The sequence below is a fragment of the Dysgonomonas sp. UBA7710 genome (assembly GCF_002482385.1).
In the GTDB taxonomy this organism is placed as follows: domain Bacteria; phylum Bacteroidota; class Bacteroidia; order Bacteroidales; family Dysgonomonadaceae; genus Dysgonomonas.
Genome location: NZ_DLFW01000047.1, coordinates 290,595 through 315,837, shown reverse-complemented (window position 1 = coordinate 315,837; position 25,243 = coordinate 290,595). Strand labels below are relative to the sequence as shown.

Below are 25,243 nucleotides of genomic sequence, written 5' to 3'. Positions count from 1 at the left end.
GGGATCGGTAGTTTCCGCTCCGGTTCTTCTTACTGATACAAATAATAGTGAATATAAAATATTATCTTATGAAATCTTCTAAATATATTTTCTATATTCTTTCAATAGTTTTGGTAATCAATTCTTGCAAGAGCGATGATGATATGCCTGAATTCCCAACTAAATATGCAAGGATTACTCAAAAGAATATAACAGTGAAAACTGCAGAGAAATATAATGTAACAATACATCCCGTCTTTGATAGTGAAGAAACGGCAAAAGAAAAATTTGTATGGAGCATATCTGATGGAGGACTTGCTTCCTTGCAATCTCACTCGGATAATTCTGTGACTATTAAAGGTCTTACTCCTGGAGAAACAACACTTAAATTGGAGTCGGAAGACGGGAGTCTAAAATATTTTTCAACTTTGAATGTGATGAAAGCGCCTGACTTTGAACCAGTCTTTATCGATTTTGGTCCGGTCTTATCTCCATCACCTTTCAACAATTTTCAAAGACCCAGAGATGGGAAACTCGAGAATTTGTTAACCAGAGACGGAGAGAATACAGGATATTCGATAGAAATTGTAGGCTCTTTCAACGATTTTGAAATAATCAGAGATATCCCTAACACACTTGGATTTCCTTCAGAGGTATCTAACGATATGTTTTTCAACGATGGTATAGGGGTCGCTTCTGCAGGCTTCAAGCTTTCCAATTTGAATAAAAGCTTTAAATATTCATTTATATTTTATTCCGCTATAAATGATAATGGAACAGAGAATGAATATATTGTTGAAGGCCAGAATCAAGGTTCTACTACTCTTAGTACAGCTCATAATCAATCAGGAATAGCAATGATTAAGAATATTGTTCCGGATAACGAAGGTAATATACATATAACTCTGCAGGCCGGTCCCAACAATATTCAATGGGCAAAATTCTATAACATAAATTCTATGATTATTATTTCAGAATATGATGAAATTACTTTTCCTCTGAAATTTGATTGATCGTGTACTGTGAGTATTAATATCTTGGTCTGCCTCTTTTTTAGAGGGGCAGATCTTGAGAAGTTTTAGATAAATAATTTATTATCATGAAAAAGAAATCATTAAAGCTAGTCTTGATTTGTTTATTACTTACATCATTTTGTATGCCGGATTCAGTAGCTCAAAATCCCGTTCCGGGAACTATGTATGAGCTATCGCAAATAAAAAACGGTATGCGAAACCGTCGCATTAGCAGTAATGATCCTGCAGGAGGAGTTTTGGATCATCTTTCAGATATACGTCCGGGGGAGAAACGTATAATTGCAGATATATCCGGTTCCGGTATTATAAACCATATATGGATAACAATGGCTCCCGAACCCCATGTTCTGAACCGTAGTGACGTTATAATCCGTATGTACTGGGATGGCAATACCTATCCTTCTGTTGAATCACCTATCGGGCCATTCTTTGGTCAGGGATGGAATGAACGGTACAACTACTCGGCGTTGCCTATTACAGCAGGCCCTGCAAATGGCACCTCGATGGTATCGTATTTCTCCATGCCTTTTGCTAAGGGGGCCAGGATCGAAATTGAAAACCAGTCGGATGTAAATCTTGAGAAATTTTATTTCTATGTAGATTATTATGAGACTAAAAAATTACCGGCCGATCTGGGACGTTTCCATGCATGGTACAATCAGGAACTGACAGAGGCTGCGCCTGAAGGAGAAACAGAATGGGCTGTAATCGGAAAACAGGACAATAATACAACCGGCGAGCGCAATTATGTATTTGCTGATATCAAAGGTAAAGGACATTTTGTAGGACTTAATTATTATGTCCATTGCCCTTCTCCAATCTGGTATGGTGAAGGGGACGACTTTTGGTTTATTGATGGAGAAGAAGATGCTTCATTGTTGGGGACAGGTACGGAAGACCTGTTCAATACATCATGGTGTCCAAAAGAGGCTTATTCTCATCCATACTTCGGATATCCCCGTGTAAACAATGATGTAGGCTGGCTGGGACGTACACATATATATCGCTTCTTTATAGAGGATCCTGTTTTCTTCGAAAAAAGCTTGAAAGCAAGTATAGAACACGGACATGCTAATAATCTTACATTGGATTTGGCTACCGTCGCATACTGGTATCAGTCGGAAGCCTGCCCTTTACCTCCTGCACCATCGAAAGAAGTGCGTAAATTGAAGCCGTTTATCAATGTGCCGGATATGCACCGGTGGCGTCACGAATGGAGAAAAAACAGGGGTGAAGATTCTAAACTTTGGGGTAATGAAATGCCTAAACAATAATTGTAAATAAGCCATAATACCCCTTCTTGAATTGAGCGAAGGGGTATTGTCTTCTTCCGGAAGAATTCACGAATGATATTAATATGAAATTATCACGCACAATTAAGCATATATTTCTCTGGGGCGGATTTCTTTTTTCTTTAGTTGTGATGAGCAACAATCTGAAAATAGACCCCGGAACTTCAAAAAATAGAAAGCATCTAAAAGTAAAAAAAGTAAAGCGGGTTGCCCGTATAACAGGAACTCCGGTAGACGCTGAAAATCTGCTTTCTCCTAACAACACAACCGCCGTGTATGATGTGGGAGGTACAGACCTCGGTATTGTTTGGGAAATGAATCCGGGAAAATATGGGATTTTTCTTGGCGATACTTTTGGTAAAGGCTTCATTCCCGATCAGGATGATCCTGCAAACTTTGGTAATAACTGGCGGTGCAACGTCTTAGCCTTTTCTAATGACTGTAATCTTGAAGATGGGTTGAGGATTGACAGCATGGTTTCTGATGAAAATGGCAATGCCAGAGAACTTATTCCCGGAGGAAAAGATAAGTCGGGCAATGGAGACTGGACATCGATCCCGACAGCGGCTATCCGGGCAAATAATAAGGATTATGTGCACTATTTCAATATGAGGAACTGGGCGGGATGGATAACCAATTATTCAGGTCTTTACAAATCGGAAGACGATGGAAAAACATGGGGAAAATGTACAACAGTCCATTTTACTTCCGATAGTAATTTTGGACAAGCCGGATATTATAAAAAGGATGGCTATGTATATATGATAGGAACGGAAACAGGCCGGCATAGTAATCCACGTCTGGCACGGTTCAACGAAAAAGATATAGAAAACCAATCCTTGTATGAATACTGGAACAAGGACCTCAATAAATGGATCAGAGGTGATGAATCTCAAGCTACTAACCTGTTTGAAGATACAGTGGGTGAACTGTCTATTGTATATCATAACAAGTATAAATGTTGGATTATAACATATTTCTGCGCAGCCAGATATAATATATCTATACGTTATGCGGAAGAATTGACCGGCCGGTGGAGCGAACCTCAGATATTGGCGACAGGGAAAGAATACCCTCAGTTATATGGTTCGTATATACATCCGGCATCATTAGATGGTGATAATTTATATTTTCTGATGTCGATGTGGAGGCCATATAATGTGTTCCTGATGAGAGCGGAATTGGAATAATAATATATTAATATGAGGACTCGATTATTTAAATATATAGTTAATATATGGGCGCTGGCCTTTTTTTCAGGGTTTTACTCTTGTAGTAAAGATGAAGAGAATGAACCCTATATCCCTATTGACGAAATTACAGTTTCAATAGCAGAACTGGTACCTGATAAGGAAACAAAAGCAGTTTCTACGACACTTACTTTTAAAAATATAGGAGAGATAGATTACCTGCTGGTTACAAAAAGCGGAGGGGAGAGTTATTCTGCGAAAATAGAAAAATCGGAATTGTCTGCTTCTTATCTATTCAGGTATGTGGTAAAAAAAACAGATCCCGAATCCTTTCGGCTATTATTGACTGCTTACTACAAGGGCGGAAATAAATCGAAAGAAAAAGTTCTGACTATAGATAATCGGTGGGGGTTTTTTATTCGTAAGGTTTCCCGTACGGCACGTGTAACAGGGAGCCCTATGTCTGGCGAACAATTCCCTAGCCCGAATAATACAGCGCAGAAATGGAATGTGGGAGGAACCGATCTGGGTATTATCTGGGAAATGAATCCGGGAAAATATGGGATTTTCTTTGGGGATACATTCGGGCGCGACTTTTCGCCTAACTCTGCCGCTCCCGGTCCTAACGGCGGGAGTTGGCGCAGTAATGTTCTTGCCTTTTCGGATGATAATGATCTTGAAGATGGATTGACATTCAATAGTATGGCTGTAGATGCGTCGGGTAATGCCCGCGAAATTATATATGGAGGAAAAGATGCGTCGGGTAATGGAGACTGGACATCTATTCCGACAGCAGCTATCCGCGCAAATAATATAGATTATGTGCATTATTTTAATATAAAAAACTGGACAGGCTGGATTACCAATTATTCAGGTATGTATAAATCTATCGATAACGGCCAAACATGGGCAAAATGTGAAAATGTACGTTTTTCGTCCAATAGTAATTTTGGCCAGGGAGGATATTTTAAGAAGGATGGATATATGTATATGATTGGAACTCAAACAGGACGCGACAGTAATGCGCGCCTGGCCCGGTTCAAAGAACAGCATATAGAGGATCAGGCTAATTATGAATTTTGGAATGGCTTAACCAAGCAATGGCTCAAAGGTGATGAAGAACAGGCTACGGACATATTTAATGATAAAGTGGGAGAACTATCATTTATATATAACCGGAAGCATCAAAAATGGATAATTGCCTATTTTAACGCCGATAGATATAACATAACCATGCGTACGGCAACAGAAATAACCGGACCTTGGAGTGAACCTTATGAATTGGCATCAGGAACGGAATATGCGCAGTTGTACGGTTCTTATTTTCATCCGTTGTCGGTCGATGGCGACAGCCTGTATTTTCTGATGTCTATGTGGCTACCTTATAATGTGTTTCTGATGACAGCCGAACTAGCAGATATGGGTAGCTTTGACTGATCCTTTGAAGTGTAAAACAGCTTATTTATTAATAAAAAGATATATTATGAATAGAAAATTTGTGATAGGAGTGGACTTTGGAACGGATTCGTGCCGTGCCGTGATAATCGATGTCGAGAATGGGGAGGAAATTTCTTCCTCCGTAAAATACTACCCCCGCTGGAAGAAAGGTTTATATTGTGATCCACAGACAAATCAGTACAGGCAACATCCGCAAGACTACATCGATACGCTCGAAGCTGCAGTTAAGGATTCTTTATCGAACGCACCGGGGAATATTGCCGAAGATATAATAGGTCTCTCATTCGACATGACCGCAAGTACACCGGCGCTTGTAGATAAAGAGGGAACTCCTTTAGCTTTACTGAATGAGTATAAGGATAACCCTAACGCTATGTTTGTTTTATGGAAAGATCATACGGCCATAAAGGAGTCCATCGAAATTAATGAACTGGCGAAAGAATGGGTTGTCGATTTCACTGCTTATGAAGGGGGAATTTACTCCGCCGAATGGGTATGGTCTAAAGTATTACATGTACTTCGTGTAGATGAAAAAGTCCGCGAAAAAGCCTATTCATGGATTGAGCATACCGATTGGATGCCGGCATTACTGACAGGGAATACGAAACCCGAAAGCGTTCTCCGCAGCCGTTGTGCAGCCGGGCATAAAGCCATGTGGCACGAGAAGTGGAATGGTCTTCCATCCGAAGAGTTTCTTTCAGAACTTTCTCCATTACTATCAGGATTTCGGTCCCGTCTCTTTGAGAAAACATATCCTTCGGATACCTGTGCCGGGACTCTTACTGCCGAATGGGCTTCACGTTTGGGACTGACAACGAAAGTTAAGGTGGGGATAGGAGCTATAGATTGCCATATGGGAGCAGTTGGGGCAGGTATTAGCCCCGGAGCATTTGTTCGTGTAATGGGAACATCTACCTGCGATATAATGGTTGTGCCCTACGATGAGATGAAGAATAAACTTATCCCCGGTATTTGCGGACAGGTAGATGGTTCGGTTTTTCCCGGATATATAGGCCTTGAAGCGGGACAGTCGGCTTTTGGTGATTTGTATGCATGGTTCCGGAAATTATTGGAATGGCCGTTGGAGAATATACTATCCAAATCAGAATTACTCAACGACGAATTGAAATCCAAATTGATAGAAGAAGTGGGTGATGCTATTATTCCACTCCTTTCGGAAGAGGCGATGAAAGTTCCTGTAAAAAAAAGTACGATTGTAGCTACAGACTGGATGCACGGCCGTCGTACGCCGGATGCAAATCAGCTGCTTACAGGAACGATTGCAGGCTTGACTCTCGGAAGTTCTGCCCCATTGATTTTCAGGGCGTTGGTTGAGGCTACTGCATTTGGGTCTAAGGCGATTATAGAACGTTTTATAGAATCCGGCATCGAAATAAAAGAAGTAATCGGCATTGGTGGGATTTCGCTGAAAGCTCCTTTTGTAATGCAGACGTTATCAGATGTAATAGGCTTACCGATAAAAATCGCCCGTTCGCAGCAAACCTGCGCATTGGGTGCGGCTATGTTCGCGGCTGTTGTTGCAGGAAAGTATAATACAGTGCAGGAAGCACAGTTGAAAATGGGACAAGGTTATATCTGTGAGTACAAGCCTGATTGGGAGAATTTTGAGCAATATAAAGAGTTGTACAGGAAGTATTTGTCTTTGGGAAAGTTTACTGAATCTAGTCATATACTAAATTCATAAACATTATATTCTTAGGGTAAACGTACGAAAATCGGCAATGTTTCAGTCAACAATATTCTCACGCAGAGACGCTAAGGTAGAAAAAGGTAACAGATATATCAGTAAACAGTTATCAGTAAACAATTAGAAGCCCTTTATACTTATTACTCAGTACTTACTACTTTGAAAAAGTAACAAAAGTAACACTTTTATAATTCTTGTAGGAGGGTGTGTCAAACGTATTTTTCACTTTCGATTTATATACGCTACGCTCCTGATCGTTGGTTGTCATGTTGAACGGAGTGAATTGAATTGAAAATCGGCGGAGCCAAAATCGCCGAAGCGAAGGCGAGGCAAACATCTCATTTCTCAGGGTCGAGATCCTTCGTTACACTCAGGATGACAAAGAGGGTAGCACATTGATAGTACTGTTCCCCTTTTGACACACCCTCGTTATGCGACAGGTAGTCAACCACAAGGGATTGCCTCTACATGAATCCTCAAAAAGTAACAAAGGTAACATATGTTTCAGTTAACAGTCAACAGTTAGCAGTTAACAGAAATACAGTTCTTCAACTTATTACTTAAAGCTCGTTACTTGTTAAAAAGTAACAAAGGTAACACTATTTACAGTCAACAGTTATCAGTCATCAGTCATCAGTCAACAACTGGTAAGATGTAAAAACTTTGCGTCTTAGCGTCTTAGCGTGAAACAAAATAGGACGCTAGCCAACTCAACAGTGAACAGTCATCAGTTAACAATGTTCTCTGGCAAAGACACTAAGGCGCAAAAGGTAACAAAGGTTACAGCTTTTACACATTTTCAATTTTTAAAGCATTAAACTTTGAATTTTTAAATTCTCATATCAATCTTTCAAAGAACTCTCAGCTAACAGTTAAAGGCTCTCAGCTTACTATATTGATAAACTTCTTCAAAAAAATTAAACTTTGGAAATGATAATAGCGGGCTATTAGAGTTGAACAAAAGGGTAGATCAGACAAAAAGAGATTAAAAATGAACGAAGAAAGACTGAAAAATACTCATAGAAAAATATTTGTGGAAAATTTAAACAGGCTCTGAGCAAAATTAACCTTAAAAAAGAGAAAGATCTCAATAAAATTTATAGTTTCGTACAATTTGATCTTTATTGACTTATTGGATGCGAAAAGATCCTGAACACAAAGGAATTGTTATAGATGAATCTACATTGAAAGAACTTTTTAATGTATATTCCGATAGTTTGTGTACTTTTCTCAACTATTACACCCATGATAAACAGCTGATTGAAGATATTATACAGGATGTCTTTATCAGGCTTTGGGAAGAACGGGATGCAATAAATATTTTCTACATAAAAACATACCTTTACAATGCGGCCCGGAACAGGGTATTAAATTCTCTGCGTGACGAACAAAACAGATCACTTCTACTCGAAGGGTGGGCCAGCCGGGAACTCGAAAAGCAAAGAGCCAGGGATTGTATAAATATGGAAGAATTTAGTTCTGTATACCAGCAGGCTATTAATAGTTTACCTGAAAAATGCAGAGAGATATTCATCCTAAGCAGAGAACAGAATAAAACATATAAGGAGATTGCCGGAGAGAAGGACTTGTCTGTAAAAACAGTGGAGGCTCAAATGTCTATTGCAATAAAGAAAGTGAGGGAATATATACTTAAATATTACAATGGAAGAAATCTTTTACCTGCAATAATAATTACTTTAGCTATGCAATTTATGTTGTTATTTGATTGATAATGAGTATTATGGTGGTGTTCTTTTGATTGGATCAAAAAAAATGAAAATAGTTTAAGGGTATTCGGATAGCTTACGTGTCTAATAATAAAACAAAGCAGAAATATGAATCATGCACATATTCCATATGATGAAATAGCCGGATATATCCGTCAGGAATTATCTGAACAGGAAAGGCATAAAATAGATATGTGGATTAATAGTTCTGCCGAAAACCGTAAATTATTCGAGCAATTATTAAATGAGTGGGAAAATATCTACGACAGTCCGGAACAGTCGGTTCGCGCAGACAAGGACAAAATATGGTCGGGTATATCTTCGCACATAAGGACATCGCTTCCGGTAAAATCATATACAAGGAAGTTACTTATCAAAGTTGCCGGTATTGCAGCTATGGTTGCGATTATCGTTGGTGTTGCAGCTACTGTTTTTGTGAAATCTACCATAGATTCGGCTTTTCTGTCCCAGTCGGTTACAACCATAGAAACTATGCAGGGACAGAAAATGCAAATGACTCTTCCCGATGGCACAAAAGTATGGCTCAATTCCGGGTCGAAGCTGACATATGCAGGAGATTTCAATCGTTCCGAACGTATTGTAAACCTTGAAGGTGAAGCTTTTTTTAATGTGACAAAAAATCAAAGTAAAAAATTCAAGGTAAGAACATCGGATGTCGATATAGTAGTAAAGGGAACCTCCTTTGATGTATCGGCTTATAACGACGACCGCGAAATAAGTGTGTCCCTTTTGGAAGGAAAGGTGGTCATCACCGATAAAACGGGAAAATATATGACAGACCTTAATCCGGACGAACTGGCCATCATCTCGCGGCAAAACCTGAAGTACACCTTGTTTAAGGATGATGCAAATACTTATCGCTCATGGACACAGGATCAACTGATATTCTATAATGAGGATATATATGAAGTGACCAAGAAGTTGGAACGTTGGTATGGTATAAATATTAAACTGGTAAACCCTGATGAAAAACAGAAATATACATTCTCGGTAAAAACCGAATCTTTGCGCGAATTGCTCGAATTATTTAATAAGTTAACCCCAATCGATTATAAAATAAACGGAAAGGAGGTGACCATTATTAATAAGTGACCTTAGATATCTATACTATTGAAATAGATTAATTAACCTTTCTTTATTATTCCGGAATAGACTTCTGTTCTATTTCTTAATATATTAATTATTAACAATATAAATAAGTTTTGCTATGCAAAGAAAAACACTTTCACTTTGCGTTCTGTTCTTTATTTGCTTTTCAGTTGCGGTTTTTCCGCAGAGCAAAGAAAAAATAGACCTTACCCTGAACAATGTAACCTTAAAGGAGTTTTTTTCTACGATAGAGAAAAAGCTGGGGTATTCATTCATGTATAGTAATGTTGATATAGATGACAGCAAACGTATATCTATAGACGAAAAAAATGGAGATATAAATTCCCTGCTCACCAGCGCCCTTAAAAATCAGGCTATCAGTTATGAAATATCGTCAAATAAAATAATTCTTACTAAAGCGGGAAGTATAGCACCTCAACAAACGCAGCCTCAGAAAAAGATAAGGGGAAATATTGTAGATGATCTTAATGAACCTGTAATCGGAGTAAGCGTTGTTATCAAAGGCACAACCAGAGGTACTACTACCGATATAGACGGTAATTTCGATATCGACGCATCATCCGGCGAAACACTGCTCATATCTTATGTAGGCTTCGAAAAACAAGAAATCAGAATAGGGAACCAGACTTCATTTGATATCCGGCTGAAAGAAGACAATAAAATCCTCGATGAAGTTGTCGTTATCGGTTATGGTACATTGAAGAAGAGCGATTTGACAGGCTCGCTGGCGTCTGTCGATACAAAAGATATAACTACCAAGGCGACAAGTAATCCAGTAGAAGCATTACAAGGTGTGGTTGCCGGTGTAAATATACAGAAAAACAGCGGATTGGCCGGAGCCGGAGCTGCTGTGAAAATCAGAGGTGTCAATACATTCGGGAGCAATGAGCCTCTTTATGTTATCGACGGGTTTCCGGGAGATATATCTACTGTTAATCCAAACGATATAGCATCGATGGAAATACTGAAAGATGCGGCAGCGGCAGCTATCTATGGCTCCGTGGCTGCCAATGGGGTGGTCATTGTGACGACCAAAAACGGTAAGCAGGGAAAAATTCAGGTGGATATAAATTCGTATGTAAGCATTACGGAAACAGCTAAAAGACTCAAAATGCTTGATGCAGACGGCTACCTTACTGTACACAAGCGAATGTATGATGAATATAACAAATATGCTTCCCAGCCTGTCAATCTTCCGGCTTACTTTACAAATCCGGGTACAAACAATACCAATTGGCAGGATGAAGTTTTCAGAACAGGTCTTTCTTCTACACAGAGTATTGCGGTACGGGGCGGACAGGGAGACACTCGCTACGCATTGTCGGGTAATCTCACAGAGGAAAAAGGAATCGTTCTATCCAATAATCTTATGCAGCAGAATGCCAGAATGAAAATCAGCACCAAGAAAAATATATTCACCATTGATGGCAATCTGGCTTTTACCGGAAAGAAGCGGAAAACCCCGAATTTCAGCTTGAAGGAAGTGTACATGATTTCCCCTTTGGTGGCTGTATATGATGAGAATGAAAAAGACGGTTTTGCTCTTACAAACTGGGGCGATATTCCAAATAATGTGAATGTGATGGCAAACAATCACTATATCACAAGCTGGACAAAGAGTCAGGAGGTTGCCGGAAATATTGCGGTAGGAGTGGACATAATGAAAGGTTTGACCTTCAAAACCAGCTACTCATACAGGGGTAACAATACTCAGTCATATTATCATAACCCGCCTTTCACTTCTGATATCAAAAATCCGTACGAATATGCATATTATGAGGAGAACAGAAGCTATTGGGACGAACAGGTGTTTGATAACCTGTTGAACTATAATGCCACCTTCAATAAGCATTCGGTTAATGCAATGCTGGGAACATCTCTCGATTTGCAGTCGTACAACTGGAACAGCGTCGGAGTTGAAGGTAAAAAGACAATTTACTCTATAGATAACGGGTCTATTATAACCAGTGAGTTACCAGAGGGTTTCCTTGATCCATTCTTTATGACTATAGGAGCTGGAAAAGGTGGTACATACAGTGCCGATGGCTCCAAATATAAATATAACCGCATGTCTTATTTCGGACGTGTAAACTATTCATTCGATAACCGCTATCTGTTGCAGTTTACATTCCGTCGCGACGGTTCATCCAAGTTCGGTAAAGACAGCCGTTTTGGTAACTTCCCGTCACTGGCTTTAGGATGGCGAATCACAGAGGAAGCGTTCTTCCCCGAAAATACTCCGGTTTCGAACCTGAAATTGAGAGCGAGCTGGGGTAAACTGGGAAATGAAGTAGCTTTGGGATATTATGCTCATCAGGCATTGATAACTACATATAACAGCCTCTATATGGGATACGTACAGGGCGATGGCAACAATCCATGGCCCGGAAGTATAGCGATGGGACTTGAGAACAAAAAACTGCAATGGGAAACGACAGTATCGAAAAATATCGGACTGGATTACGGATTCCTGAACAATAAAATTACGGGTACAATAAATTATTTCAACAATACTACAGAGGATTTGCTGATAACCAAGAGGCTTGCACCTTCCGCCGGATTGGAGAATCCGACGCTCAATGTAGGAAAAATGCGTAATACCGGTCTGGAATTTGAATTTACTTATGCGGAGAGTTCAGGGGATTTTAAATATAATGTAGGATTTAATGTTTCCCTGCTGAAAAACAAAATGGTTGCACTGGCCGATGAAGATCAGATATTATTGGGAACCGGACTGAAATTTGATACGGAGCATTTCCCGAATCAGACAAGGGTGGGATATCCTATCGGGGCATTTTTCCTCTACAAAACGGACGGTATTTTCCAGACGGAAGCCGAAGTTAATGCTCATAAAAACGATAAGGGAGAATTGTTGCAGGAAAATGCAAAACCCGGTGATATCCGCTTCGCAGATACAAATGGCGACGGTGTAATTGACGATAACGACAAGGTATATTCCGGAACGGGGCTTCCGAAAGCTGAAATAAACCTGACTTTAGGGGCTTCGTTCAAAGGTTTTGACTTCAGTGCTCTTATCGGTAGCGGTTGGGGACACAAGTTATACAATGCCAACAGATATTTTTACGAGGGTATGAACTCCGGATCGAATTTCCTTGCATCCACTCTGGATTCATGGACACCGGAAAATACGAATACCAACGTACCTCGCGCTGTCTTACAGGACCCTAACGGAAATAGCCGTGAATCGGATCGTTTCCTTGAGTCCGGCGACTTTATCCGCTTGCGTCAGATACAGATAGGATATTCATTACCTAAGTCATTGCTTGCGAAGATGAAATCCGAAAATCTGAGGATATATATCAGTGGCGAGAACCTGCTTACATGGACTAAGTATAAAGGGATTGACCCTGAATTTGCCCCTTCACATGTCTTGAATACAGGGGTAGACCGTTATATATTCCCTTTCACACGTTCATATGTACTGGGTATCCAATATACATTTTAAATGAGGCTTGTTGAATTTATAAATTTTATCGACATGAAAAAAAATCTATATATTATACTTTGTCTGGTACTTACAGGACTTTTTGTATCGTCTTGCGATGACAGGCTTGATATGAACTCTCCCGACAAACTTACTTCAACCAACTTCTGGCGTAGCCAGACCGATGCGGAAGCAGGACTCGCGGCAGTATATTCAAAACTGGAATGTGCGACTGAAACCTGGGAATTTGCCGAAGTAAAGTTCCCCGTAGAGGCTTACAGAGAGGATGTTTGTAATATCGGAAGTGATGCGCTTAATTATCCTACATGGGTAGAATTATTCAATTTCACATATACTAATGGCAACAGCCAGTTTTACACATACTGGGAGATCCATTATCAGGGAATATCTTATGCTAATCAGGTGCTGGAAAAAGTTCCTTCCATCAGCATGGATGAGGCGTATAAAAATCAAATCCTGGCCGAAGCCCACTTCTTAAGAGGATATTACCACATGAAACTATTGCTTAACTGGGAGAGAATAATTATCCGTAACGAATATATTACGAGTGAAGCGCAGATCAGCAAGCCATTGTCAGACAGGGCCGCTGCATGGGACTTTATAATCGGTGAATTTGAAGCGGCTACAGGTTTGCCTCAGAAACAAACTCCTGAACGTACTGGACGTGCCACACAGGGAGCAGCTTATGCGTACATGGGATATTCGCTCCTTACCCGGGCTTATGAAGAAACAGGCAAGAAAGCCGAATATCTGGCTAAGGCTGAAGACGCCTTTAAAAAGGTGAAAGGCTATGAATTGGAAAAGAATTTCCTGTCTATGTTTAACGGGACAAATAAAAATTCCAAAGAGTCTGTTTTTGAGTTGCAGTTCACAGAAAATACTGCTAATGGTGCAGCATACAGAACTGCATTGCACAAATGGATATCGACCGGGGAACTGGGAGGATGGGACGAAATATTCCCTAACCAGATACTTATCGATGAATATAAAAAAGAAGGAAAGACAGCCACTACAGGCCTGTACGATTCCCGGCTATACCAAACCGTCTTCTTTAACGATTCATATTTCAATGATATGGCAGACAAGAAGGTGTACGGTTATACCTATAATGAATTATTCGGGGCCGCTTCACAAAAAGCCTGTTTCAGAAAATATCTTCCTGCGACTCTGGAAGACCTGAATAAATCGAGGACGGCGGTCAATTTGCCTCTGATGCGTTATGCAGATGTCTTGTTGCTCCTTGCCGAAAGCTTAAACGAACAGGGGAAGACACCGGAAGCCGTACCGCTTATCAATCAGGTAAGGGACAGGGCGGATATGCCGGGGATTCCTGCTGACTCGAATCAGGACTTTGTGAAGAAGCAGATTGAGCATGAACGTATACTGGAATTTGCTCTTGAAAACACACGTTTCTATGATTTGCGCCGCTGGGGTAAGGTAAAGGAAGCCCTTACCGCTGTCGGTCGGACGGGTTTTTCTCCCGACAAAAATAATTTTTATCCCATACCTTTGTTGGAAATAAAATCGAACGACCAGATTAATTGAGTAAATGAAAGTATTTAATGATATATTTTCGAATTATAACAGACTATCGTTGTTGTGCTTACCAAAGTAATAAAAAGGTCTGAGACCTTAATTTTGTATCAATAAAAGAAAAAACACTCTTTTCTATTCACTAAATTACTATGCTTACAGTCTTTGCTATTATGCTTGCCGGCATCGGTGCCGGATACTTTCTGCGCCGCATCCCGGATATTAAAATAATCGGGAAACTGATAACCTGTTTCATATTCCTGCTCCTTTTTTTTCTGGGGATATCGGTAGGACATAATGAAAAGATAGTGAACAATCTGACAACAATTGGCTTGCAGGCTCTCATCATCACGATGGGAGCCATTGCAGGCAGCATCTTGCTGGCATGGTTTGTCTATAAAAAATTCTTTGTAAAAGGAAAAGAATAAATATGAAAGGCAGTCTGATAATCCTTGCGTTTTTTATAGCCGGAGCCATTGCTTCATGTATGGGCATATTGCCTCAGGTCGTTCTTGATAACGATTTAAGCGTGTATATCCTTTATGGCCTTATGTTTCTGGTTGGTATTAATATAGGATATGATAAGAAAGCATTATCCGCTCTCAAAAATAATAAGCTTAAGGTGATACTCGTACCAGCAGCTACACTGGTCGGCACTTTGGCAGGATGTGCAATCGTCGGTCTGTTTATTCCCCGCTGGAGCATTTTCGAATGTATGGCAGTAGGTTCGGGATTCGGGTATTACTCGTTATCCAGTATTTTTATTACTCAATATAAGGGGGCTGAATTAGGTACAATCGCTTTAGTCTCAAATATTATAAGGGAACTGTTTACGCTGCTCGCGGCACCGTTGCTTGTTACTTATTTCGGAAAACTGGCCCCTGTCTCATCCGGCGGAGCGACGACAATGGATACTACACTTCCCATTATTACCAAATATTCCGGGCCGGAATTTGTAATAATTGCCATATTCCATGGAATTACACTCGATCTTACCGTCCCGTTTCTTGTTACTTTCTTCTGCTATTTGTAAATAAGTAGAATAAGGATTTAATGATATGCTATTTCAGTTTAACTTCTTGTTGTATTTGAACTTAACAAAGTAATAAATAGGTCTGCGACCTAAATCATTATGAAAAAAATAAATCTTTTAATCGGACTGTTTCTGTTTTTACAATGCAGTCTGGCTCAACAACAGCCCAAAGAGTGGGAAAATCCATTGGTCAATCAGGTCAACCGTTTGCCTATGCATGCTTTTTTCAGGCCGCATTCGACTAAAGAAGCTGCAATAAAACAACAGGCAAGCGACAGGGAATTATCCCTCGATGGCACATGGGATTTTCATTATGCAAAAAATCCGGCTTCGCGTCCGTCCGCTTTCTATCAAAAGGATTTCGATGTGAGGGAATGGAGTAAAATTGCGGTTCCCGGAAGTTGGGAACTACAAGGCTTCGATTCGCCTATCTATACCGATGTGGCTTATCCGTTCCCTGCAAACCCTCCTTATGTTCCGCACGATTACAATCCGGTAGGTTCGTACAAACGCACATTTACACTCCCTGCGCATTGGAAAGGAATGGATATAATCCTGCACTTTGGAGGGGTTGAATCCGCTTTTTATTGCTGGATAAACGGACATTATGTAGGATACAGTGAGGATAGCCGGCTCCCGGCCGAATTCCTTGTCAATGATTACCTGCAGGCCGGAACTAATGACATCGCGGTAGAAGTGTACAGATACAGCGACGGGTCTTATCTCGAAGGGCAGGATTACTGGCGGTATAGCGGTATAGAACGCAGCGTATCTCTTCTTGCCCGTCCTAAAGTAAGAATTCAGGACTTTGAATTGAAGGCCGATTTAGTCAATGGCTATAAAGACGGCCTGTTCAGACTCAATATAGAGATGGATAAGAATACTTCTTTTACCAATTCTTCGCTACAAATAGAAGTTGCTGAAAACGGAAAAATCATTTATTCTTCAATTAAAAAATTGTCAGATAAAACGGGCAGCACGATCAGCATAGAAAATACATTTGCGGCAGTGAAACCATGGAGTGCGGAGGCGCCTGACCTCTATACCCTGACTGTTTCTACATTGGACAAAGGAGGAAAAGTTTCAGAAGCTTTTTCCCATCGTTTCGGCTTCCGTACGGTGGAAATGAAGAACGGACTCTTTATGGTAAATGGTGTACCTGTTACGATTAAGGGGGTAAACCGCCATGAATTCGAGCCGAAAACAGGCCGTACCATCACCGAGAGCAGCATGATAGAAGACATCAGGTTGATGAAGCAATTCAATATCAATGCCGTGCGTTGTAGCCATTATCCGAATATAGAACGCTGGTACGAACTATGCGATGAATATGGCTTATATCTTGTAGATGAGGCTAATATAGAATCTCATGGAATGGAAGCAACGGAAGCCCGTACGCTGGCAAACTTTCCGGACTGGATTGTACCGTTTCAGGAACGGGTGGAACGAATGGTAAAGCGCGACCGTAATTATACCAGTATCGTTACATGGTCTCTGGGAAATGAATCCGGATACGGAGAACATTTCGAGACGGTATATCACTGGCTGAAAAAGTTCGATGCTTCGCGTCCTGTACAATACGAAGGTGCGCGTAAGACAGGCCTTTCGGATATTTATTGTCCGATGTATGCACGCATCTGGCAATTGAGAGAGCATGTCAATCAACGCCAGAGCCGCCCGTTGATTCTCTGCGAATATGCACATGCAATGGGGAACAGTGTCGGTAATCTGAAGGATTACTGGGATCTTATAGATGAGCACGACCAGTTGCAAGGCGGATTTATATGGGACTGGGTAGACCAGACTTTCCCTATCAAAGACCAGGCCGGTAATGATATCTGGGGATATGGAGGAGATATGGGATTCGTCGGCATTCCCAATGATTCCAACTTCTGTGCCAATGGGTTAGTATTGGCGGACAGGAAGCTTCGCCCGCATATATGGGAAGTGAAAAAAGTATATCAGCCTGTACGTTTCGAATCTGTTCCGTTTACGAATAATGTAGTCCGTATTACCAATAAATTCGATTTTATAAATCTGGATGACTTTGATTTCGAATGGCAGGTGAAAGCTGACGGAGAAATTATCGCCCGGAAAAATTTTGATGTACAAGGATTAAATGCGCATCAATCGAGAAATATTACACTCGATATTCCCGATTTTGCCGTCAGGAATAACACCGAATATTTTCTACATCTTAATGCTTATTACAGGGGTAGCCATCCATTTATACCTGAAGGACACTTACAGGCATATGAACAGTTTCCCCTGCCTGCCGGCAGTAAAGATATTGTAAAGAACAGCATACAGGGTAATACCCAATCAGCTGAATATGCCAACCGTATTGTTGTGTCGGGTAATGCTTTCGAAGTCTCATTCTCAAAGGAAAACGGACAATTGTATTCACTCAGGAGAAATGGTAAAGAACTGCTGCAAACGGGCATTACTCCGAATTTCTGGCGACCGCTGACCGATAATGACGTAGCTAACGGATTGGGTACACGTAGCCTGACATGGAAGGAAGCAACCGGGGAAATGACATTAGAAAACCTGACTAGTGAGAAGTCAGGTAATAACACACTCATAAAGGTTGCCTATAATCTGGAAAAACAAAATTGTAAGATTGGCATCAGTTATATGATTTACCCGGATGGTACTATTGAGACGGATTATAAGTTGACAACAGGGGATATCGTCTTGCCCGAAATACCGAAAGTGGGCTTATATATGGTATTACAAGGTGAATATGACCAGATGACATGGTTCGGCCGCGGACCTCATGAGAATTATTGGGACAGGAAAACCTCCGCTATGGTGGATTTGTATAAAAGTGATGTTTGGAGCCAGTTCCACCCGTATATACGCCCGCAGGAAACTGCAAATAAATCCGATGTCCGGTGGTTTAGCCTGCAAAATGCAACGGGAGACGGGCTATTGATAAAAGGTAAACAACCTCTGAGTATAAGTGCATGGAATTTTCCGATGAAAGACCTGATGTATATACCTTTCGATGTAGAGCGCAAGCATGGCGGCAGTGTAAGAAAGCAGGATATGGTATGGGTGAATATAGACTATATGCAGATGGGCGTGGGCGGAGATAATACTTGGGGAGCCCAGACTCACCCTGAATATACGATTACTCCGGAAGATATGTCGTACGGATTCACTATTATTCCGGTAGATAAAGACACAAACCTTGTAGAGACCGGTAAACAATATTAAAAGAGCGAAATGAATAGATCAAAAATTTTTATACTTCTGGCTGTTGTTACGGGAATGCTTTTACATTCCTGTAAGGCCGGGGACAAGGCGGAACTTCAGAAAGAAGATTTAACTCTCAATTTTCCCAATTTGCTTAATGTAGTTCATACCCCACAGGGAAAAGTCAGTCAGGGACAAGGCTATTTTACAGATTGCGGTTCGTGGATGGGCTTTTCAATACCCGGTAAAGAAGCAGGTATCAGTGGATTTTGCGGCCCTGTCGATTTAGACCATCGTAAGTGGATAAGTAATTCCATTTGTGAAGTTTCGGTCTTAAATGGAAAAAGCGCGCCTGTTATATTAAAGCAAGATACGGCAATCTATTATCCGGGCAAATTGACACTGAACTTGTCGGGCGATGAGCAAAGCATCCGGCAGGAACTGGTTTTCGTAACAGCCAATCATGCTCTATTGAAATGTAAATCGGATAATGAAGTTTATTTTGTGACAGAGGGATGCCTGAATGACAGCCTGATATGGAATAAAGAATCGCACGGGATTACGGCGTCTTTAAGAAACGGAGAAATAATAATGATTAGTTTTCCTCAAGATATTCTATTGGAACTATCGGCAGGTCATTATACTGCTACATCGAAAGATATCGGAAAGCAATTCGATATTGTAATTTCGTATTTTAATACAAAAGAGGATTTCTTAAAAAAGAACGGGGAAATAGTTGATATTTTGACCAATTCCGATACTAAAGCCGAAGAACGCAATATATGCTGGAATCATTATATTAGGCAGAATCTCCGTCAGGATATGCCGGATAAGAATAACCGGATAATGGTAAAAAGCATCATGACGCTTATGAGTAACTGGCGTAGTCCCAAAGGGGCATTGCTGCACGCAGGTATTGTACCATCGCATGCGATGAACTACTTTGTCGGATTCTGGGCATGGGATTCATGGAAGCATGCTGTTGCCCTGTCGTATCTTGATCCGGTTCTCGCAAAAGACCAGATACGGACGATGTTCGATTATCAGGATGATGCCGGAATGATTGCAGACTGTATCTATACCGATCCTGCCGAGAATAATTACCGTGATACGAAACCTCCTTTAGCTGCCTGGGCTGTAAATGGAGTATTCCAGGCCGATAAGGACACTTCTTTTGTGGCTGAAATGTACCCGAAACTACTCAGATACCATCAGTGGTGGTATAAATTCAGGGATCACGACCGGAACGGTATCTGTGAATACGGAGCAACCGATGGAACATTGGAAGCTGCGAAATGGGAGAGCGGCATGGATAATGCAATACGTTTCGATGATACAAAAATGGTGAAAAACGGAGAGATGGCATGGAGTATGGATCAGGAATCCATCGACCTGAATGCTTATCTGCAATACGAATATTCACTGTTGAAAGGGTTTGCTGCAATCTTGAATACTCCTTTTAATGAGCCGGACAGGAAAAGTCTTATTCAGGATTACTTCTTCGATAAAGAAACAGGTTACTTTTTTGATAAGAAGCTGAATAAATCGTTCATAAAAGTATTCGGTCCCGAAGGATGGACTCCGCTATGGACAGGACTGGCAACTAAAGAGCAGGCGGATGAAGCCGCTAAAATCATGTTCGATGTGAAAAAGTTCTCTACATATATTCCTTTTCCGACAGCTGCCGCAGATAATCCTGAATTTGCACCGAGGGGATACTGGCGGGGACCTATCTGGATCGACCAGATTTATTTTGCCATATCCGGCATACGGAAGTATGGATATACAAAAGAGGCGGATATGTATACACAGCAGGTTTTCGATCGGCTGCAAGGTCTGGAAAACGATGCGCCGATACATGAGAATTATGACGTATATACAGGAGAACGGCTAAAAGCCTCGCATTTCAGCTGGTCGGCCGCACATCTGTTTTTATTGTATAAGGAATATAAAAAGGAATATAAATAAACTTACTCACTATATATGGTTCTTAGTGCTATTCTAAGAACCATATATGAGGGTAAGGAAGACTAAAATACTCTCTATTCGGTTTATTTGAGAAGATCATATATTATATTAGTCAGTAGTTTTCCGGCAACAGGATCGGTTACGGCTTTTTCCAGAGACATGGTTGATATGGTTGCCACGCCTTTGTCGTCATGTATTTTCAGCAATGGATACCCTTTTATGGTTTTTACATACTCAGAGCGCTGTGCCATGTCTCCATTTATGTATCCGTGTATCTTGGTCTGATTGGCTAATTCCTCTACATTCGGGTTCCTGTTTACTTTCAGTACGGTATTGCAGATGGTAGGAATCTCGCGTTTATTGTTGTTGAAATATCTCAGTTCGAGGAGGTCAATGTCATCAAATACAGGTGATTCGGGTATTTCCATATTTGCAATATCACCTTCGGTAGGTTTCATATTACCTGATATGTATTCCGGATATATCTGTTGTGCGGTTTCGGGTGAATTTGAGATAAATATTTTACCACCTTTGGCAACATATTCCTTGATCTGTTTGATTTCATTTATACTGCATTTATCATCTATCCCCGAAAATATATACAGGTCGGCTTTGGCCTTCAATGCGGCGGCTACAGATGTAGCTGTGTTATAGTGTATTTCTGCAAAATCTAATGCCGGTTTTATATCACTGAAATCTAACAGTACAATTTTTTTATCACCCGTTTGTATTGTATTCCACTTTTTCTCGGCGAGCAATATTTTATATTCGTTTTCAGAGACCTGTACGCCTTTCTCAGTTAATCTTAGCTTTAGTCTGGCTTTTATTTTTTGTGCAGGCAAGATGTCCGGTATTTTAATGGAAGGAGTAACTACCCGCCGTCCGTAGTGTGCTACCCCAACGACCTTTTCCTGTCCTTTTATCAACACTTTTCCGGTTTCAGTCTCTAATGACCAGTATAATAAGGATGGTTCCAGAGCTTTGCCATTTTCTCTATCATTCACAATATATATCTGGGAAGGAATCTTTTCTCCTGCATAAAAGTTGCGTCCCCATAATTCTGCACTAACCAATACCGGTTGCAAGGCTCTTTTCATTGCATAATAAGTAGGGTAAGGCTCTATTGTTTCGGCGTTATATACATTGCGGAACCATGTGAGCAGGGCAAAGTGCAGTATGCCTGATGCCTTATCGTTAGAGCGGCGCAGCGCTTCTGCCAGTTCGCCTGTGATGAATGACTGCACTTCTAGGAATGCCTCCGGATTGCCATAGGCATAAGCCTGATATCCTACTAATGTTTGTGGATTTTGATGTACAAGTGTATAGAAACGAGTAGGGTGCCCTGTTTCGTTGTTCGGATATCCGGTAGACATTTCCTGACTGATTAGCGGGCGGCCTTCATTACGGTTCCTCTTTTGAAACTCGCCATTAAACTCTTTGAAGATCGTATGATCATACCAGTTGATGTATGAGTGTATGTCGTCTATGTCCCCGTCGTCTATTCCTTCATAAAAAGCGTTACCTTGCTTAGTTACATTTCTTCGGTAATTGGAGTCGAAACAGACCGGTCGGGTAGAATCTATTTTTCTCATTTGTTTTACAACATCTGAAATGATCTTCATTTTTTCTTTTCGTATTGTGAGATCAGGTTCATTATCATAAAACTTCATTTCGTTATTTACTGTCCAAAACAGGATGGAAGGGTGATTCCTGTATTTCTTGATCAAGCCGAGATATTCTTTAGCCCACATGTCTATGAGTACTTTATTGGGCATAGACTGCTGTATCATCAGCCAGGGCCATGTGCCTTCGTGACTAATGCCGATACCGTTTATGTCGGCAGCCTCTATCCAGAGTTTATTATAGGGAGTAGTATGAGTACGGGTTACGTCTATATTTCCGGCTTTCATTATCTGATAAAAACTGTTTGCCAGATTCAGGTCGTTAGGGGCTAGTGCAAACGGCGTGTGATTACCTCCCCGCAGCCAGTATGGTTTGTCGTTGAGGTATAATAATCCGTTCTTAGACTCGAATGTGCGGAATCCAGACAAAATGGTGGTATCGTCTATTGTCTGGTTATTTGCCGTCAGTCTGAATGTGAAATCGTAAAGATTCGGAGACTGTGGTGTCCATAACCGTGGCTTCAGGTTATTGATAGAATAGCTGACTACTCTTTCTTCTCCTGAATTGAGTTCTATCTTATTTAAAGATTCCTGACCATAGAAAAGATTTGATGTATTATGATCTGTAATATCTGTTGATAAACTAAATCTGGCTTTCTTACCCGAATAGTTTTTTAATGTAATCTCGAACGTTGCTCCATTGAGGTCAGGCTTGATGAATACATCTTCTATCCTCACCGGATTAGAAATAATGAGAGAAACAGGTTGCCATATTCCGGCCGGATCATCCCCGTAAAAGCCGTGAGCGATGTCTTTCAGCATCTTGTTGGTAACAGGAACTGTAACTGCAACATCCACTATCTTATCGGCATCCTCTATATCTTTTATATAGTCGCGTGTAACATATACCGCCACGAGATTTTTTCCGGGTTTTAGCAACGAAGAAACATCGGTTTTGATCTCTCCGAACATACCTACATTTGATGTCACCTTAGTTCCGTTTACATATACATCGGCCATCTTAGAAATGGCATCGAATACAAGTTTCATATTCTTACCGTTCACATCGGCCGGCAATTCTATCCATTGACGATACCATGCGGCTTTGGTTTTTCTATAATCGAATGTATAGTTTTCGCAACGTGCTGTTTCCTGTTGGTAGTATGTATCCGATACCCCTTTCGGAAATTTACCCATAGTTTCGCCATGTAACCATATGCGGATAGGATTCCAGAAATCAGGTACATTCATTGTGTGCCATTGATTGTCCGCGATATTCGGATCTGCTTCTTTTTCTGCATTCTTTGATTCATAGTCGGGTAGAAAGAGCCAATTGCCATTTAGTGCTATTTCTGTGCGTGTTGTATTGATTTTATCTATTTTGACAGGCTGATAAGCAGCCCGTAAATTTTTTCTTTCTGCTTCCTTTTCCTGAATGTTAGCCTTTACTTCATATATTCTGTCCGGTATCTCGTCCAGGATATTGGCGGGAAGTTCAGATATTGATAAATCGTCAAATTCGGTCTCTATCCATCCGCCACCCAGTGTAACAGGTCCTGCCGGAGCCAGATTTCCGTTCTTGTCTGTTATGTCTATTCGCGGCAGGGTTTCATTGTTGAGGAATACACGTATACGGTTTCCGCATACTTCTATTTTGAAATCGTACCATTGACCTACAACCGGGTGGAAGTCCAGCGGCCGTATATCAAGTAATTCATCTGTTCCCATATAGCCCATACGACTCAGGTATATGTCGTTTTGCAATCCTCCTTTTACGCCCAGGATATAACGGTCGAAGCGGTTATATGCCCTGAACCCGGCCCATATCTGGACCTGTTCGGCATCTTTCGGCGCGCGCGCCCTGAATGTAAAGGTATAGTTTTTCATCTCTTGATCTCCGAAGCAGGCATATGCGTCCTTAGACAGAAATACACCGTTCTCTATACGGCAATTTCCCCTGCCTATTATAGTAAGTTTCGACTGTGAATCACTGAATGTTTCCTTTATCTGAGCTTCCATCCCCAGATTGCAGATAATTGTAAGCAAGGATAAAATATACGTTAGTCTTCTGTTTCTCATTATTCCACCAGGTTTGATAAATTGAATTAGAAGGGGTCGTAACAGACCCCTTGTTTGATAATAAGTAATTGATAATTATGGAACCTTTACGGTCTTGATGTCCGTATAATTATATTTCTTGTACGTGTCGTCACAGCAGATACCTACTCTCACCCAATAAGTAGTGTTTGTATATTTTACTGCCATCGAGGTTTTAAAATCTATAACGGTTCCTTCCTGATCGTTAGTGATTTTCTGTGTGCCGTTGAATAACTGTCCATCTTTGTTATTGTTGCCGCAATATTGGGTTGTAGCAACGCATAGTATGGCATTGTTGAGATTAGGCATATTTACGCCTTCTTTGGCGTTACGTTTGAAACGGACAGAGGCTTCTATAAAGTTATCCGGTGTCAGTACCGGTTCTTTTACCCATTCTATGTCGAGATAAGGTATTACGGTAAAATCCTGAGTAGAGATTCCTTTGATCTGTACACTCTCGCCTTCTGTTTTGTATGGGTAGAAAGCTCCTTCTACGGGAGTCATGCGATACTCTCCGGCAAACCATTTCGTATTAATATATGTACCGTCCTGTCTCATGTTCAGATATTGAGGAGTAATAGCTATGCTTTCGTCATCGCCGGCCCAACTCAGTTCCTCCATCTTGATCCTCATATTACCGTTGCCCTGTTCTGTTTGTAACAGGTTTCCGTTATGATCTAATATTTTACCCTGTATCGTAGCTTCGGGTGCATCGTAGTTGTCTTTTTCGCATGAAACGAAAATGCACAATGCAAATATCAGGGGAATTATATAAGTAATTGACTTTTTCATATCTGTCTGATT

The 25,243-nt window shown here is 40.8% G+C and carries 15 protein-coding genes; 13 read left to right on the top strand and 2 right to left on the bottom strand.

The genetic code is table 11. The features are described 5' to 3' along the window. Positions 1 to 68: 68 nt before the first annotated feature. From B3317_RS16700 to B3317_RS16640, 13 genes are all read left to right on the top strand, one after another. Positions 69 to 992, top strand: coding sequence for a hypothetical protein (locus B3317_RS16700; RefSeq protein WP_291113753.1), 924 nt, complete (start codon positions 69 to 71; stop codon positions 990 to 992). An 86-nt stretch (positions 993 to 1,078) separates the two neighbouring features. Next, a complete protein-coding gene (locus B3317_RS16695) occupies positions 1,079 to 2,287 on the top strand; it encodes a glycoside hydrolase family 172 protein (RefSeq protein ID WP_414647518.1) in 1,209 nt (402 codons plus the stop codon). Positions 2,288 to 2,370: 83 nt separating this feature from the next. Further along, positions 2,371 to 3,495, top strand: a complete 1,125-nt coding sequence (locus tag B3317_RS16690; protein WP_291113747.1) for a DUF4185 domain-containing protein — start codon at positions 2,371 to 2,373, stop codon at positions 3,493 to 3,495. A 12-nt stretch (positions 3,496 to 3,507) separates the two neighbouring features. Beyond that, complete coding sequence (locus B3317_RS16685) at positions 3,508 to 4,932, top strand: DUF4185 domain-containing protein (RefSeq protein ID WP_291113744.1); 1,425 nt, start codon at positions 3,508 to 3,510, stop codon at positions 4,930 to 4,932. 46 nt (positions 4,933 to 4,978) lie between these two features. Then, the gene (locus B3317_RS16680) at positions 4,979 to 6,658 is read left to right on the top strand and encodes a ribulokinase (RefSeq protein WP_291113741.1); all 1,680 of its coding nucleotides are present in this window, start codon (positions 4,979 to 4,981) and stop codon (positions 6,656 to 6,658) included. A 1,139-nt stretch (positions 6,659 to 7,797) separates the two neighbouring features. After that, a complete protein-coding gene (locus B3317_RS16675; protein ID WP_291113738.1) occupies positions 7,798 to 8,391 on the top strand; it encodes an RNA polymerase sigma-70 factor in 594 nt (197 codons plus the stop codon). Positions 8,392 to 8,496: 105 nt separating this feature from the next. Next, positions 8,497 to 9,501 carry a FecR family protein gene (locus B3317_RS16670; protein WP_291113734.1) on the top strand — a complete coding sequence of 335 codons (1,005 nt, stop codon included), beginning with the start codon at positions 8,497 to 8,499 and terminating at the stop codon, positions 9,499 to 9,501. Positions 9,502 to 9,616: 115 nt separating this feature from the next. After that, positions 9,617 to 12,985 (top strand): TonB-dependent receptor, encoded by a 3,369-nt coding sequence (locus tag B3317_RS16665; protein WP_291113732.1) that lies wholly within the window; start codon positions 9,617 to 9,619, stop codon positions 12,983 to 12,985. 33 nt (positions 12,986 to 13,018) lie between these two features. After that, positions 13,019 to 14,530 (top strand): RagB/SusD family nutrient uptake outer membrane protein, encoded by a 1,512-nt coding sequence (locus B3317_RS16660; RefSeq protein WP_291113730.1) that lies wholly within the window; start codon positions 13,019 to 13,021, stop codon positions 14,528 to 14,530. A 140-nt stretch (positions 14,531 to 14,670) separates the two neighbouring features. Beyond that, the gene (locus B3317_RS16655; RefSeq protein WP_291113726.1) at positions 14,671 to 14,946 is read left to right on the top strand and encodes a LysO family transporter; all 276 of its coding nucleotides are present in this window, start codon (positions 14,671 to 14,673) and stop codon (positions 14,944 to 14,946) included. A 2-nt stretch (positions 14,947 to 14,948) separates the two neighbouring features. Next, positions 14,949 to 15,551 (top strand): lysine exporter LysO family protein, encoded by a 603-nt coding sequence (locus B3317_RS16650; protein WP_291113723.1) that lies wholly within the window; start codon positions 14,949 to 14,951, stop codon positions 15,549 to 15,551. 99 nt (positions 15,552 to 15,650) lie between these two features. Beyond that, a complete protein-coding gene (locus B3317_RS16645; RefSeq protein WP_291113720.1) occupies positions 15,651 to 18,773 on the top strand; it encodes a glycoside hydrolase family 2 TIM barrel-domain containing protein in 3,123 nt (1,040 codons plus the stop codon). A gap of 9 nt (positions 18,774 to 18,782) precedes the next feature. Further along, the gene (locus tag B3317_RS16640; RefSeq protein WP_291113717.1) at positions 18,783 to 20,720 is read left to right on the top strand and encodes an MGH1-like glycoside hydrolase domain-containing protein; all 1,938 of its coding nucleotides are present in this window, start codon (positions 18,783 to 18,785) and stop codon (positions 20,718 to 20,720) included. A gap of 83 nt (positions 20,721 to 20,803) precedes the next feature. Here the strand turns inward: B3317_RS16640 and B3317_RS16635 are convergent, their stop codons facing one another. Both B3317_RS16635 and B3317_RS16630 read right to left on the bottom strand, forming a co-directional pair. Further along, the gene (locus B3317_RS16635; protein ID WP_291113714.1) at positions 20,804 to 24,421 is read right to left on the bottom strand and encodes a glycoside hydrolase family 2 TIM barrel-domain containing protein; all 3,618 of its coding nucleotides are present in this window, start codon (positions 24,419 to 24,421) and stop codon (positions 20,804 to 20,806) included. Positions 24,422 to 24,496: 75 nt separating this feature from the next. Then, the gene (locus B3317_RS16630; RefSeq protein WP_291113711.1) at positions 24,497 to 25,231 is read right to left on the bottom strand and encodes a DUF3823 domain-containing protein; all 735 of its coding nucleotides are present in this window, start codon (positions 25,229 to 25,231) and stop codon (positions 24,497 to 24,499) included. Between the last annotated feature and the right edge of the window lie 12 nt (positions 25,232 to 25,243).

What these genes read in the sequence shown, in the direction of transcription:
- B3317_RS16700 (WP_291113753.1), top strand. Translation starts at nt 69, where the DNA reads ATGAAATCTTCTAAATATATTTTCTATATTCTTTCAATAGTTTTGGTA.
- B3317_RS16695 (WP_414647518.1), top strand. Translation starts at nt 1,079, where the DNA reads ATGAAAAAGAAATCATTAAAGCTAGTCTTGATTTGTTTATTACTTACA.
- B3317_RS16690 (WP_291113747.1), top strand. Translation starts at nt 2,371, where the DNA reads ATGAAATTATCACGCACAATTAAGCATATATTTCTCTGGGGCGGATTT.
- B3317_RS16685 (WP_291113744.1), top strand. Translation starts at nt 3,508, where the DNA reads ATGAGGACTCGATTATTTAAATATATAGTTAATATATGGGCGCTGGCC.
- B3317_RS16680 (WP_291113741.1), top strand. Translation starts at nt 4,979, where the DNA reads ATGAATAGAAAATTTGTGATAGGAGTGGACTTTGGAACGGATTCGTGC.
- B3317_RS16675 (WP_291113738.1), top strand. Translation starts at nt 7,798, where the DNA reads ATGCGAAAAGATCCTGAACACAAAGGAATTGTTATAGATGAATCTACA.
- B3317_RS16670 (WP_291113734.1), top strand. Translation starts at nt 8,497, where the DNA reads ATGAATCATGCACATATTCCATATGATGAAATAGCCGGATATATCCGT.
- B3317_RS16665 (WP_291113732.1), top strand. Translation starts at nt 9,617, where the DNA reads ATGCAAAGAAAAACACTTTCACTTTGCGTTCTGTTCTTTATTTGCTTT.
- B3317_RS16660 (WP_291113730.1), top strand. Translation starts at nt 13,019, where the DNA reads ATGAAAAAAAATCTATATATTATACTTTGTCTGGTACTTACAGGACTT.
- B3317_RS16655 (WP_291113726.1), top strand. Translation starts at nt 14,671, where the DNA reads ATGCTTACAGTCTTTGCTATTATGCTTGCCGGCATCGGTGCCGGATAC.
- B3317_RS16650 (WP_291113723.1), top strand. Translation starts at nt 14,949, where the DNA reads ATGAAAGGCAGTCTGATAATCCTTGCGTTTTTTATAGCCGGAGCCATT.
- B3317_RS16645 (WP_291113720.1), top strand. Translation starts at nt 15,651, where the DNA reads ATGAAAAAAATAAATCTTTTAATCGGACTGTTTCTGTTTTTACAATGC.
- B3317_RS16640 (WP_291113717.1), top strand. Translation starts at nt 18,783, where the DNA reads ATGAATAGATCAAAAATTTTTATACTTCTGGCTGTTGTTACGGGAATG.
- B3317_RS16635 (WP_291113714.1), bottom strand. Translation starts at nt 24,421, where the DNA reads ATGAGAAACAGAAGACTAACGTATATTTTATCCTTGCTTACAATTATC.
- B3317_RS16630 (WP_291113711.1), bottom strand. Translation starts at nt 25,231, where the DNA reads ATGAAAAAGTCAATTACTTATATAATTCCCCTGATATTTGCATTGTGC.